Origin of the sequence: Flavobacterium mesophilum (assembly GCF_039581405.1) — a bacterium.
Taxonomy (GTDB): domain Bacteria; phylum Bacteroidota; class Bacteroidia; order Flavobacteriales; family Flavobacteriaceae; genus Flavobacterium.
The window spans coordinates 15,761-30,224 of sequence record NZ_JBCPXZ010000002.1 but is presented as its reverse complement, the minus strand read 5'-3'; the positions used below and the strand labels follow the sequence as shown (position 1 = coordinate 30,224).

The window sequence follows — 14,464 nt, the reverse complement described above, 5'->3', positions numbered from 1 at the left end:
TAAATTAACGTCATCCTTTAAAATCTACTATCAACCTTAAACCTTGTTATTTTTATGATTAAAAGAATTTTTTGCTTGTCCATAATTTTTGTTTTTTTCATTTCTTGCAGTAAATCAGATGATGATGATAAAGCAGTAGAAAAAATCGCTCCAAAAGAATTTTCTTTCGATACCAATCAAAATTCTTCCTTGATGTTTCAAGATGATGAATCCTTGGATATGATGACTTCAGAAGCCAGAGTTTATAATATTAGCCAAGTTATTCGAATTAAGCCAATAGATGAAAAAACAATAGAGGTTTCCAATTTTGCCCCATTCGATATTGATGATGCAACTATTTTAGCTACTATTGATGGCAGTGTTCAAATCCAGCTTTTTAAAATAAAGAAAATAAGAGCACATGCCACTCAGACGATGAAGTATCCTTTTGTTGATGGAACCTCTCTTTTTCTAGATATTGAAAACAAAAAAGTGGATCTTTCGCAGTACAAATCAACAGGAGTTGCTACAACCAAAATTGCATTTGATTTTACAGGAGAAAATGAAACCATCTTAAAACTTAAAAAATTGCAGGCATTAAAATGGACAATAAAATATCATAATTATGATCCTAATAATGACCCAAACAATAATTGGATGCCTACAACAGCAAAGGATATCCGTCGTTTTTCGGGCTTGATGCTAAATATGGGAATTGTATTTGTTTCGGATAAATTCAAACAGGCATTTTTAAATGAGCAAATTATTGGAAATGACGGTGCCACAGCTTTAACAATGGCTGAGAAAGAAAAAGCTTATAATGATATTTTGACTCATGGCCGTTTTAATTGTGGTAAAGTCGATAAAGTTTCGGGTTTAGGCGGTGGTGCAACTTTAGGCTATGCTGAACATATTTTACGTGATTATATCAGCAAAGATGCCGGAGATATTACGGCTCATGAAATTGGACATTGTGTTGGTTTTAATCACGATTCGAACATGACATATCCCAAAACCATAAATAATGTAAGCGTCGGAATAAGTCCGGTTATGTCCCGAATTAATAAAGAATTTTTTGCTGGCGGATTATTTATCGTAAATCTTCAGAATTATTATAAGGCTTCTGATTTTCAATAAGTGAAGCGGAAAAAGAAAAGTGAAAGAAACGCCAATCAAATTTTTAAAATTTTGATTGGCGTTTTTCTTAAGTTATTATTCAAAAAATTTAGGCTCAGAATCAAAAAAATATGATTTTGGATATGAACTGATAATATTGTTTTCTTTGTCTAAAGTCATATATATTGTTCCATAAGCTACCAGATATTTTTCAACTGCATTTTCTTTAAATTCGAAGTAATTTACGCGTTGCGTTAAAGCTTTTGTTATATTTTCTCCCTTTTGATTGAAGTAATTATATCGCATTGCTCTTTCTTTTATCGGGGGATAAGTTGCATCTTCAACCAAATATAATCCTTCAGAAATCTCATATATTTCAATTCTGATTTTTGTTGACGGAAGCACAATATCGCCATTATAATCAATAATAAATTGATTGTCAATGCTTGGATCTCTCCAACTTTCATATCTGCGGTTTACAATGATTTGTCCATATTTATTGAAATTACTAACAATATCTTGTATATCAGGAAGTGTTTTTACTGTTTCAAATTTTTCGTTTATAATCTTATAAGTTCTGGTTTCGTGTCGAGGCATTGGCTCGCCATAATAGTTATATTTTTGTTCCTCTTTTATAATTTCTAAAACCATACAATGCCCTTTATAAAAATTGCTTTTAGGAATAAAATTGCTTTCTATTTTTTTTCCTTTTTTGTCGAAAAAGCCATTGTTATACGTAAAAAAAAGACTCTCAGATGAAGGGAGGCCAATTAGTCTTTTAAAGTCTTTTGGAACAGGTTGCGTTTTTCCATTATAGGTTAAAATGTACTTTTGGCTTTTAGTGTCTTTAACCAAATAATTGCTTGGATTCCAATATTCCACAATACTGTCTTTTGTAGCTAATACCTCTTTTCCACTAACTTCGTCGATCAATACCGAAATAAGTTTTTTATTCTGAAAATAATAGTTCAAATGTGGATTTTCTCTATAATTGAAGTCATTAGTATACTTTAATTCGGTTAAAAATTTCCCATGATTATTGATCAGCGCATATTTGTCATTTCTCCATGCAAAACCATATTCTTGGGTTAAACCTGATCTAATATTTTCAGTTGTCAGCTCATTGCTTCCTTCAAAATAATAATCATCAATAAAATGGAGTTCCTTCATTAATTCCAGAATATGATATTCTCCATGAACTTGGTATTTGCCGTATTTTTTTTGGGTTTTTAAATCAACTTGATTCTTATCTGTTTCCTTTTCCAAAACAGTATGAATAGAAAGATTGTGATTTGTGATGTACATACTTTTATACTCTTGCGATCTTTGCCTTTCGGGACCAATAAAAATATAACCGTTTTCTGTTTTTAAGATGGATAAATAAATGTTGATTACCTGAATATCTCCAGTCTTTTGCGATACTTGCGAAAAACCCCAAAATGATTTCATTAGCAAAATAAGCAGTACAACTTTTTTCATAATTTCTCTTTTATAAGAGGATGTTCATTTTTATAAAAAGGTTGGAACTAATGTAATTCTTTTAATTCTTTTTCACAAAAAGCTTAAGTTTATCAGTTTTAAAGTTCACTTCAGAAATAATAGTGGCAGAAAAAATAAGAGTACCTCCCAGAAGAAGACGCCAACCTAGATTTTCTCCCAAAATAAAAAATGCTCCAATAGCGCCAAAAACTGGCTCAAACAAATAAATTACAGCCACTCTTTCGGCAGATAAATAACGTTGTGAAATATTAGAAACCGTGTACATATAAGCCGTTGAAAACAATGCGCAATAAACTACACCAAGCCAAAAGGTTTGATTTTTTGGAAACCAATCAGAATGATTTTCCGTAAGCGCAATGCTAAAAGTGAAAAGTGCACAAAAAGCAAACATCGGGACAATTGAATACAAAAGGTTTTTTAAAACCGAATGTTTTTCAACTGTAATTAAATAAACTGCAAAAGCAAAAGCTCCCGCGATGGTATACAAATCGTCAATGTTTATTTCGAATTTTTCTTTAATAGCGATTATGAACAAACCAGTTAAAGCCGTCAACGCCGCTACCCAAATTTTTAAAGAGGTATTGGTTTTATAAATCGCTAATTTTAATAACGGAATAATAATAACGGTTAATCCGGCAATGAATGAACATTGTGAAGCATTAGTATGTTTAAGGCCAATGGTTTGCAAATGAATTCCCAAAAACATCGGAATTGCTAGAATTGCTCCGGTTTTGACAGCTTCAAGATTGGTTTCTCTGACGTATTTCCAAAAAATTAGGGTCAAGACAATAACGGCCAATAAAAACCTGTAAAATAAAAAGATTGCCGGAGAATAATCTCCAATCGCCATTTTTGTAATTGAATAGGAAATTCCCCAGAAAGCAGTTCCTATAATCAGCAAAATCAATAAAAGTCTTCTTTTTTCCATTTCGAAATGTATGTTTTAGGCCAAATCTTTTTTCATTAGAAAGTCTGTTTGCGTATCATTACCCAATACAAAAGTATGAGTGTCAAATTGTACAAAACCGTTTTTAGTATAAAAGCTCAATGCTCGAAAATTCTTTTCCCATACGCCAAGCCAGATATACGAAGCACTTAATTCTGTCGCTGTTTTTAAAGCTTGTGCATACAATTCTTGCCCAATATTTTTGCCATGAAATTCTTTTGCAACATAAATGCGTTCAATTTCTAATGCGTTTTTATCTTGTTTTTCGGTTTGCGCTTCTCCTGTATTCAGCTTCAAATAACCAATCAGTTTTTCATCGATTTCAGCCAAATAGAAGTATGAAGATTCATTTTTAAGTTCCGAAGTCAATTTTTCGGCAGCAAAACTTTCTTCCAGATATTTCGCCATATTTTCTTCTGAATTTACTTCTGCAAAAGTTTCAGAAAAAGTTTGTCTTCCAATATTCTGAAGCTTTACAAGATCGTTAGGCGTTGCTTTGGTAATTTTTAGCGTATTCATTTTATTTCTTTTTAATGCGTTAAAAGCTATTTTTTATTCTTAATAAATGCGTAAATTGCATCAATGGACTTACAGCAAATCAAATATTTTTTGGCTCTTGCCAAAGAACTTCACTTCTGGAACACTGCCGGAAAAATGAACATTACACAATCGGCATTGAGCAGACAAATCCAGTCACTTGAAAACCAGTTGGGCGTTCAGCTTTTTGAGCGCAACAAACGCAATGTCAAACTTACTGCTGCTGGCCAATTTCTTAAAGAAAAATGGGAAGTCGAGCTCAGTAAACTTGAATTCATTCATCAGTCGGCGCGCCAGATTCAATTGGGCGAAAGCGGTACCATAACTATTGCGCATCCCGATTCAATTTCGGCTTCCATCATGCCTGATATTTTGTCCCAAATTTCAGCTGCTTATCCAAAACTCAAAATCAAATTGGTTCAAGTTCTTTATGAGGATCAGCAGGATTTTCTTCGCAATTATAAAATCGATTTGGCGATTACCAGAGATATTAATAATGCTAAAGATATTTCTTCGCAGAAATTTTATACCGATAATTTAGCGATCGTTGTTCCTGAAAATCATCCGTACAAAACGCCTGAGGATTTGACTAAAGAAACTCTAGCTTCTCAAAAATTCATTCTTCCAACAAATGATGAAGGAAGCAGTTACAGCGATTTGATTCAGCGATTATTTAATTCTTTGGAAAATGCTCCAGAGGTTTATCTTCATTCTGAATTTGGATCCGCCATTATTGCTTTGGTTCGAAAAGGACTCGGAATTGCAATTTTGCCAGATTCGTATCTTTTTCATGAAATTCCAGGCATCCGATTTATAAAAATGCCACTTGAAACCGATTTGTATCTCAATTGGCGAACTGAAGATCATAATCCTGTATTGGCCAATGTTTTAAAACTGATTATTCCGTAATTTTAAGCTCGTAGCATTTCGATATGCGGAATTCCATCTTCGTCATACGGTTCGCCTTGCTCCACAAATCCCAGTGATTGATAAAAATTGGATAAATGATATTGCGCACTAATCCGAATTGGGCCTACGCCAAATTTTTCCTGACAACCTGCAATCGAAGCTTCCATAATTTTTTTCCCTAAACCCAATCCGCGGAACGTTGGTGCAATTACAACTCTTCCAATGGAAATTTCATCATATGACAAACCCGTTGGAAGCAATCGCGTGCATCCTGCCAATTCATCATTTACATAATATAAAAGATGAAAACTTTTCTGGTCTTTATTATCCAAATCTTGATAGACACAATTTTGCTCTACCACAAAAACTTCACTTCTTAATCGTAACATTTGATAAAGTTCCAAATTGGTAAATTCTCCAAATGCTTTAATTGCGTAGCTGTAATTCATTAAATAGTATTTTATTTTTTTGTCAAAGATAAAATCGAGAGTAATGATATAAAATGCTATTTTTTTATCATGTGATGCTAAAAATGCATTAAAATAGGGGGTAAAATTGTACAGAATGTGTACGAATACTAAAATACCCCTTTTAGTATATCGGATTGCCCCTCATGTCTTTTAAGTGAATATCTAAATTTGTGATTAAGAATTTGTCATTCCAAATTGATTTAAAGCGTACGTTTTTAAGATTTGGTTAGTGTTAGGGCCGTTCCTTTTTTATAAGTTTTTTATAAAGAAATGCTTTAAATCAATTTGGAATGACATTTTTCTGTTTTAAAAACACAACCTTAGACAATCAAAAATAGTTAGATGAAGAAAATTTTATTAGCAGCGTCGCTGTTTTTAAGTGCACAAATGAATTTTGCACAAACCAATGAATGGGAAAACCCGCAAGTTTTAGACCGAGGAAAAGAATCGGGGAGAAGTTCGTTTCTCTTATATAGTAACGCTGACGAATTAAAGGAAAACAATCCTAAAAAATCGGCTTTATATCAAAGTTTAAACGGACTTTGGAAATTCGATATTGTCAAAACTCCCGCACAAAGACCAACAGATTTTTTCGAACCCAATCTCGATGTGAGCAAATGGTCAGAAATTAAAGTGCCTTCAAACTGGGAATTGCAAGGTTATGATATTCCGATTTATACCAATATTACCTATCCATTTCCAAAAAATCCTCCTTTTATAGCTGGAGATTACAATCCAGTTGCGAGTTACAGACGCAATTTTACCGTTTCAGATTCTTGGAATGATAAAGAAATTATTCTTCATTTTGGATCTATTTCAGGTTATGCAAGAGTATTTTTGAACGGAAAAGAAGTCGGAATGACAAAAGCTTCAAAAACTCCGGCTGAATTTAATATTACTTCTTTTTTAAAGAAAGGCGAAAATTTAATTGCCGTCCAGGTTTTTAGATGGCATGACGGAAGTTATCTTGAAGATCAGGATTTCTGGAGATTAAGCGGTATCGAGCGCGATGTTTATTTGCAAGCAATGCCAAAAACGGCTGTTTGGGATTATTTTGTAAAAAGCGATTTAGACAATTTATACAAAAACGGACTTTTTAATCTTGATGTTACTTTAAAATACTTCGAAAATAACAAGATCAAAAATCCATCTGTAAAAGTGGAATTGTTTGATAAAGAAGGGAAAACAGTTTATTCTGAAAGCAAAAAAGTAAGTGGAAAAGAATCAAATGTAAACTTTTCAAAAACCATTGAAAACGTAAAACAATGGAATGCCGAAACGCCGAATTTGTACAAATACACAATCTCATTATTAGACAGCAAAGGAAATATTCTTGAAGCAGTTTCTAAAAAAACAGGTTTCAGAAAAGTTGAAATCAAAAATGCACAGCTTTTAGTTAACGGAAAAGCAGTGATGGTAAAAGGTGTCAATATTCACGAGCACGATGATGTAAATGGTCACGTTCCAAACGAGGAATTAATGCTGAAAGACCTTCAGTTGATGAAGGAATTCAATATTAATGCGATTCGTATGAGTCATTATCCGCACGATACTAAATTGTATGATTTATGTGATGAATACGGTTTTTATGTTGTAGATGAAGCAAATATCGAGTCGCACGCAATGGGTGCAGAATGGCAAAATTGGTTTGACCAGAAAAAACATCCCGCGTATTTACCAGAATGGGCGCCTGCACATTTGGATCGTATAAAAAGAATGTTTGCTTTTGATAAAAATCATCCTTCGATTATTATTTGGTCGCTAGGAAATGAGTGCGGAAACGGGCCAGTTTTTTATGATGCGTATGATTGGTTGAAAAAAGTCGATTCAACTCGTCCGGTTCAGTTTGAGCAAGCTGGAGAAAACAGAAATACAGATATTGTTTGCCCGATGTATCCAGGAATCAAAAGCATGAAATCGTATGCGGCGGCAGATAAAAATCGTCCTTACATTATGTGTGAGTATGCGCACGCGATGGGAAATAGCGGTGGTAATTTTCAAGAATATTGGGATATCATCAACAGCAGTAAACACATGCAAGGTGGATTTATTTGGGATTGGGTTGACCAAGGAATCAAAACCAAAGATGCAAATGGAAAAACATTTTGGGCTTACGGAGGTGATTTAGGCGCTTCAAAATTGCAAAATGATGAAAATGGTTGTGCAGATGGTGTTATTTTTTCAAACAGAACGCCAAAACCAGCTTTAAGCGAAATCAAAAAAGTATATCAAAATATTCATTTTCAATTGAATGATTCTGATTTAACGGTAACTAATCTGTATAATTTCACTAATCTTTCTGATTATAATTTCAAATGGGAATTAATTAAAAACGGAGCGAAAGTAAAATCGGGAGAATTTAATGTAGATGCGGCTCCAGCAGAAAGCAAGAAAGTCACTTTAGATTTAGGTTCAATTGATGCAACTTCTGAATATTTTGTAAATGTGTATGCTTATTCAAAAGCAGATGCGCCGTTGGTTGCAAAAGGACATGAGTTTGCAAGAGAGCAATTTGCAATTGGAAAAGGTTCTTATTTTGGAAATATAACTGAAAAAAGTGCTTCAAAATTGAAATATACAGTTAAAGGCGATATTCTTTCTTTTGAAGCTGAAAATGTTTCAGGCGAATTTGACATTAAAAAAGGAGAAATTTTAAAATACAATTTGAAAAACGATTCAAATGCAATTTTCACCAATTTCCCAACTCCTTATTTCTGGCGTGCTCCAACAGACAATGACTTTGGAAGCGAAATGCCTAAAAAGCTGGTAATTTGGAAAGAAGCTTCACAAAACGCATCAATTGTAAGTGTGGTTTTAGATAAAAAATCGCCTGAAGGTTTACTAATAAAAGCAACTTATAAATTAGCAGGAGCTGATGTTCCTTATACTGTAGATTATTTGATTCAAAATAACGGCGCAATAAAAGTGACGGCTTCAATTAATTTAGAAGGAAAAGAATTGCCAGAAATGCCTCGTTTTGGAATGCGTGCAAAATTAAATGGATCATTTGATAATTTAAGTTATTACGGAAGAGGACCGTGGGAGAATTATTCGGACAGAAATTCAGCGGCGTTTGTTGGAGAATATTCAGATAAGGTAATCAATCAATACACAAAAAGTTATATTCGTCCACAAGAAGGCGGTTATAAAACTGATGTTCGTTGGTTGACTTTGAAAAATGACAAAGGCCAAGGCGTAAAATTTGAAGGCTTGCAAGCATTAGGTTTTAGCGCTTTGAACATCTCGACAGAGGCTTTGGATCCCGGGAAAACAAAGGCACAACGTCATCCATCTGACTTGGATTTAGATTCTAAAGATGCCGTTTATCTTCATTTGGATTATAAGCAAAGAGGTGTAGGTGGAGATGACAGCTGGGGACGTTTGCCTCACGATCAATATCGCTTAACAGATAAAAAATATACATACTCTTATATAATTTCATTGGTTAATTGATTAAGAATTGTATGTGTTTTTTACATGAAAAACCTATGATTTATTTTCATAGGTTTTTTTTAAGATTAATTTAATAATTGTATTTTTCACACGAATAATATTTAATCGCTATTTTTTTAAGAAAATAAAAATAAACTTAATCTGAAATCCGAAATTTTGAAAACCAAAATCTTATTATTTTTTGCACTTTTAGTTCATTTGTCTGCTAAATCACAGACTGCGGGAAATTCTATTCCAAAATTTGGACAGAAAAAATATGATATTGGCTATATCGGAATCAAAAATGGTTTGGCGAATAATGCTGTGACCTCAGTTTACAAAGACAAAAGAGGTTTGATGTGGTTCGGTACTTATGATGGTGTCAGTCGATATGATGGCTATAATTTTCTAAGTTTTAGAAATGAGCCAAATGATGCTAATTCTTTGGCAAATAACAGAATTGTAAGTATCTGTGGCACTCAAAATGAAATCTGGATTGGCACAAAAGGAGGAATTTCGGTTTACAATTACCTGAGCAATCAGTTTAGCACAAAGAATTTTATCAATGAAAAAACGTCTAAAAGTGAAAAAATAGATTTTGTTGTCAACCAAATTCAAGATTATAAATCAAAAATGTACATCGCAACCGCTGGCAAAGGTTTGTTGTTTGCGGCAGGCGAAAATGAAAACATTGTTCAGATTCCGCTTTTGGTAAAGGGAAAATTAAAATGGGATTTTCATGTACAAGAATTGGATTTCGATGCTTCAGGCAAATTGTGGTGTTCCGTTGCAGGCATTGGTTTAGTGGCGATGGAATCTGGAGCAAAAAGACTTTCGGTTGTTTTTGAGAGCACTGTTGGAAGCGGCTGTATGTTATTCGATAAATATTCAAATATTTGGATGGCGACCGAAGAAGGACTTTTAAAATACAATACAAAAAGCAAAGCACATCATCTTTATACCAATCAAGAAATTCAATATCCTATTTCGGATTTAATGTTTAAGGCTTCCGCTAATGAGCTTTGGATTGCTACAAATGGAAATGGAATTGTAAAATACAACTACGGCAAAGATTCTTTTTCGTTGCTGAATGCTTGTCTAAATGAAGAAAAACTCAACAGTAATGCTATATCATCGCTTTATTTAGATAATGAAAATCGCGTGTGGATTGGAACACTTAGAGGTGGCGTAAATACTATTGAAGAGACCAAAAGTCCTTTTGTGACGATTTCTAAAAATGAGCAGACAAAAAATACTTTGCCAAGCGATTTTATTCTTTCATTATGTGAACAAGATTCAGAAAACCTCTGGATTGGGACAGATGGTGCGGGCGCGAGTCTTTGGAACAGAAAAACAAATACTTTTAGCAATTATTCTTATAATTCCAATAATCCGAATTCTCTGAGCAATAATTTCGTTTCTGCCATTTTAAAAGATAGCAAAGGAACTTGGTTTGGAACTTACGGAGGAGGTGTTTGTCTTTTTAATTCTAAAACACACAATTTTAAAAAGTACAATCTTTTTAATCCAAAACTCAAAGCGATTCAAAAAAATATTTGGGTATTATTCAAATGCAGCAAAAATATTTTATGGGCGGCGTCACCAGATGAAGAAGGTTTGTACCGATACAATGAAATAACAGATCAGTTTGATTTTGTAGATGCTAAAATTCGTGGCATCATTTCGATGACACAAGATCAGAATCATCTTTGGATTGGGAATTTTTCTAAATTGTTTCGTTTTGATGCCAAAACAATGCAGCGAAAAGAAATTGATGTCAAATATCCTGTACGTTCTATTGTTTCGCATTCTGACACCAAAATGCTTGTGGGCACTGAAGGTGGTGGTTTGATGATTTTTAACCCAAAAACTTTCGAAAAGAAATTTTTGACGCAACGAAATGGACTTCCAAATAATTCGATTTTAAATATCGTACGTGATAAGCAGGGCGCTTATTGGTGCAGCACATATAACGGAATATTTGTGTATAATGTTGATACTGGAAAAATCACAAGCTATCACGACGCCGATGGACTTCAGAGTAATCAATTTAATTATAATGCGGCTCTAAGACTTTCTACTGGCGAAATTGTATTTGGCGGGATTAAAGGGTTTAATATCATTGATACCAAAATCAACAGTCAAGTTCATGCTTTCCCAAAATTGATCATCACCTCGATTAAAGTAAACAATAAAACTTTTGATCAAGATGGGTTAGGGGCTTTTGGAGTGGAAAAACTTAAACTTCCTTATGACGAATCGATGTTGAACATTGATTTTGCTGCTTTGGAATACAGTTTGCCAGAGAAAATTTCATATGCTTATTTTTTGGAAGGATGGGATTCGCAATGGCATTATGTAGATAATATCAGAAGTGCCAATTATTCCAGAATTACAGAAGGAGATTATGTTTTGAAAATTAAATCGACGAATGCAGAAGGAGTTTGGAACAACAAATCTATTTCTTTGCCAATAACTATTTTGCCACCTTGGTACAGAAGCTGGTGGGCTTACGGTATTTATTTTATTGCTTTCGTACTGATAATTTATGTGGTCGATAAATACCAGCGCGAGCAGGCACAGCTTAAATATGAAGTACGACTTTCGCAAGATTTGGCGAAACAGGAAAAAGAATTGAACGAGAAAAAGCTAACTTTTTTTACTAATATCTCTCATGAATTCAGGTCGCCTTTAACGATGATTATCAATCCGTTAAAAGATATTATTTACGGTACGGAACAACAAATTGATCCTGCCGCAATTGAAATGGTATATAGCAATTCCAGACGATTGTTGAGTTTGGTTGATCAATTGCTTCTTTTTAGAAAAACGGAAACCGAAACAGGAAAACTTAAAGTTGGACAAATAGATATTGTAGAGTTGTGTAAAGAAGTATTTAGCTGTTTTGTGCAACACGCAAAATCAAAAAAGATTGATTACAGTTTTAGTATTTCTGAGGAAAGACAGTTGGTTTATGTAGATCGTGAGAAAATCGAAATGGCTTTGTTTAATTTGGTTTCCAATGCTTTAAAGTTCACTGAAAAAGAAAACGGAAAAGTTGCAGTGAATTTGCGATGCACGGATTCTGAGGTTATAATAAATGTGACAGATAACGGCGAAGGCGTTGAAGATGCTGACAAAGACAAAATATTTAATTTGTTTTATCAATCCGGAAAAAATGTCAAGAATAACCGCAAAGGATTTGGTATTGGTTTGTATTTGGTCAAACAATTTATAACCCAACATCACGGAAAAGTAAGCTGTCGTGATAATGAAAACGGAGGTTCTATTTTTGAAATAAAACTGCTTTTAGGAAAAGAACATTTTGGAGATATTGAAATTCGTGAATACTTAAGCGACCGAACGGTGTTTTTAGATGAAGCTTTAGAAGAAACAGCAATCCGCGAAAATGTTTTGAAGAAAATAGAAGAAGAACCTGAAAATGTAAAAGATGTAATTAAAGATGCGAAAAGTATTTTGGTTGTTGATGACAATGTTCAAATTCGAAATTATTTAAAACGAATTTTAGCCTCAAAGTATCATGTTACAGCAGCTGAAAATGCTGAAAATGCGTTGGATATTATTAAAAATGTGCAACCCGATTTGATTATTTCTGATGTCGTAATGGGCGAAATGAATGGTGTGGCATTTTGCAAACACATAAAATCAGATCCCGATTTAAAACATATTCCTGTAATTCTGCTTACAGGGGGAACTTCTGAAGATGTAAAATTAAAAGGTGCCGAAGTTGGTGCAGATGATTACATTACAAAACCATTTGATAACGAATATTTGTTAGCTAGAATCAATGGAATCTTGACACGTCGGGACAGTGAACAGCATTATTTGCTTAATTCGGTTACGAAAAATGTAGCGGGTCCAAAATTGTCTGATGAGGATAAAAAATTGCTGGATAAAATTATCGAAATCATTGATTCAAATTTAGATGTTGATGATTTTAATATTAAAGAATTATCCAGCGAACTAGGAATGAGCCATTCTTTGGTTTATAAGAAAATCAAAAAAATTACAGGAAAATCAGTTTTGGAATTTACACGAAATGTTCGCCTCCGAAAAGTTGCAACTTTATTGATTACAACTGATTTGCAAATAAGTCAAGCCGCTTCAATTGCTGGATTTGGCGATATAAAATATTTCAGAAAACATTTTCAACAGTTTTATAATTTGAATCCTTCCGAGTTCAAAAAGAAATATCAAAATGTGAAGGATAACAAATATATTCTGAATGAAAGTTTTTGGAAGTCGACATAGAATTAATAAGAAAGAAAAAAGAAAAAAGAAAATAGATTAAAGAAAGTATATGAATCATCTTTTGAAAAATGTTGTTTTAATATTGTTTGCTTGTTTTATGTTGGCAAACGCACATGCACAATCCAAGAAACCGGAAAAAGATTCTCCGGAAAAAGTACGTGAGTTCTTTGTAAATTCTTTGATCAAAATTGGAGATCCAGTTTTGACGGCCTTAAGCAACAATCAGTTAAAACTTCTGATGCCAGTTGAAAGATCACCTGGCGCTTGGGACGATCGAAAGCATGTCACTTATTTGGAAGCTTTTGGAAGAACGCTTTCAGGAATGGCGCCTTGGCTGGAATTAGGTCCAGATAATACTCCAGAAGGAAAATTGAGAGCAAAGTACATCATTTTGGCACAAAAATCAATTCACAATGCGACCGATCCAACTTCGGCCGATTTTATGAATTTTGTGAAAGACAAACAACCGTTGGTTGATGCTGCTTTTTTTGCGCAAGCTTTGCTTCGTGCGCCAAAACAGCTTTGGGAACCGCTTGATGCAACTACAAAAGCAAATGTTATTGCGGCTTTAAAATCAACTCGAGTTATTGAACCGTATCATAGCAATTGGCTTCTTTTTGCGGGAATGGTTGAAGCAGCCATTATCAAATTTGATAAAGATGAAGATGCAAATAGATTAAATTATGCTTTATCAGAACATAAAAAATGGTATTTAGGTGATGGAACTTACGGCGACGGACCTGAATTTCACTGGGATTATTACAATAGTTTTGTGATTCACCCAATGCAGTTGGATATTTTGAATCTTTTAAAAGAAAAAAATAACGACTACAAAAAAGATTTCGAAACAGAATTAAATAGAGCAAGACGCTACGCAGCAATTCAGGAAAGAATGATTTCGCCTGACGGAACGTATCCGCCAATTGGAAGATCACTAGCGTATCGTTTCGGCGCATTCCAATTGCTTTCACAAATCGCACTTTGGAAAGAATTGCCAAAAGAAATTGATCCAGCACAAGTTCGTTCGGCCTTATATTTCATGATTAACAATCAAATAAATGTCAAAGAAACTTTTGATAAAAATGGTTGGCTTCAAATTGGCTTGTATGGTCATCAGCCTAATATTGGCGAAGGCTATATTTCAACAGGAAGTTTGTATTTATGTTCAGAAGCTTTTTTAGTTTTAGGTTTGCCAGCTACAGATCCGTTTTGGGCTGATGCTTATCAGCCTTGGACACAAAAGAAAATATGGTCAGGTCAAGAAATTCCAATTGATCATGCTTCAAAATAATCAACGCTTAAT

General features: G+C 33.8%; 9 protein-coding genes. 5 read left to right on the top strand and 4 right to left on the bottom strand.

The window, feature by feature from the left end; translation table 11 throughout:
- Nucleotides 1-54: 54 nt before the first annotated feature.
- Nucleotides 55-1,116 (top strand): hypothetical protein, encoded by a 1,062-nt coding sequence (locus AAYQ19_RS04805; RefSeq protein ID WP_343534453.1) that lies wholly within the window; start codon nucleotides 55-57, stop codon nucleotides 1,114-1,116.
- A 75-nt stretch (nucleotides 1,117-1,191) separates the two neighbouring features.
- Here AAYQ19_RS04805 and AAYQ19_RS04800 read toward each other — a convergent pair whose 3' ends face one another.
- The 3 genes from AAYQ19_RS04800 to AAYQ19_RS04790 all read right to left on the bottom strand — a co-directional run bounded on the left by AAYQ19_RS04800 (nucleotide 1,192) and on the right by AAYQ19_RS04790 (nucleotide 4,060).
- Complete coding sequence (locus AAYQ19_RS04800; protein WP_343534451.1) at nucleotides 1,192-2,574, bottom strand: hypothetical protein; 1,383 nt, start codon at nucleotides 2,572-2,574, stop codon at nucleotides 1,192-1,194.
- Nucleotides 2,575-2,635: 61 nt separating this feature from the next.
- A complete protein-coding gene (locus AAYQ19_RS04795; protein WP_343534449.1) occupies nucleotides 2,636-3,523 on the bottom strand; it encodes a DMT family transporter in 888 nt (295 codons plus the stop codon).
- A 15-nt stretch (nucleotides 3,524-3,538) separates the two neighbouring features.
- Nucleotides 3,539-4,060, bottom strand: coding sequence for a GNAT family N-acetyltransferase (locus AAYQ19_RS04790; protein ID WP_343534446.1), 522 nt, complete (start codon nucleotides 4,058-4,060; stop codon nucleotides 3,539-3,541).
- Nucleotides 4,061-4,123: 63 nt separating this feature from the next.
- Between AAYQ19_RS04790 and AAYQ19_RS04785 the strand changes: the two genes are divergently transcribed.
- On the top strand, nucleotides 4,124-4,987 hold the full coding sequence (locus tag AAYQ19_RS04785; protein ID WP_343534444.1) for a LysR family transcriptional regulator: 864 nt from the start codon (nucleotides 4,124-4,126) through the stop codon (nucleotides 4,985-4,987).
- 2 nt (nucleotides 4,988-4,989) lie between these two features.
- Here the strand turns inward: AAYQ19_RS04785 and AAYQ19_RS04780 are convergent, their stop codons facing one another.
- Nucleotides 4,990-5,436 (bottom strand): GNAT family N-acetyltransferase, encoded by a 447-nt coding sequence (locus AAYQ19_RS04780; protein WP_343534442.1) that lies wholly within the window; start codon nucleotides 5,434-5,436, stop codon nucleotides 4,990-4,992.
- Between the two features lie 363 nt (nucleotides 5,437-5,799).
- On the opposite strand from AAYQ19_RS04780, the gene lacZ reads away from it, so the two are divergent.
- From lacZ to AAYQ19_RS04765, 3 genes are all read left to right on the top strand, one after another.
- Nucleotides 5,800-8,910, top strand: a complete 3,111-nt coding sequence (gene lacZ, locus AAYQ19_RS04775) for a beta-galactosidase, LacZ type (protein WP_343534440.1) — start codon at nucleotides 5,800-5,802, stop codon at nucleotides 8,908-8,910.
- A gap of 156 nt (nucleotides 8,911-9,066) precedes the next feature.
- The gene (locus AAYQ19_RS04770) at nucleotides 9,067-13,161 is read left to right on the top strand and encodes a hybrid sensor histidine kinase/response regulator transcription factor (RefSeq protein ID WP_343534436.1); all 4,095 of its coding nucleotides are present in this window, start codon (nucleotides 9,067-9,069) and stop codon (nucleotides 13,159-13,161) included.
- Nucleotides 13,162-13,210: 49 nt separating this feature from the next.
- Complete coding sequence (locus AAYQ19_RS04765; protein WP_343534434.1) at nucleotides 13,211-14,452, top strand: DUF2264 domain-containing protein; 1,242 nt, start codon at nucleotides 13,211-13,213, stop codon at nucleotides 14,450-14,452.
- Nucleotides 14,453-14,464: the final 12 nt, after the last annotated feature.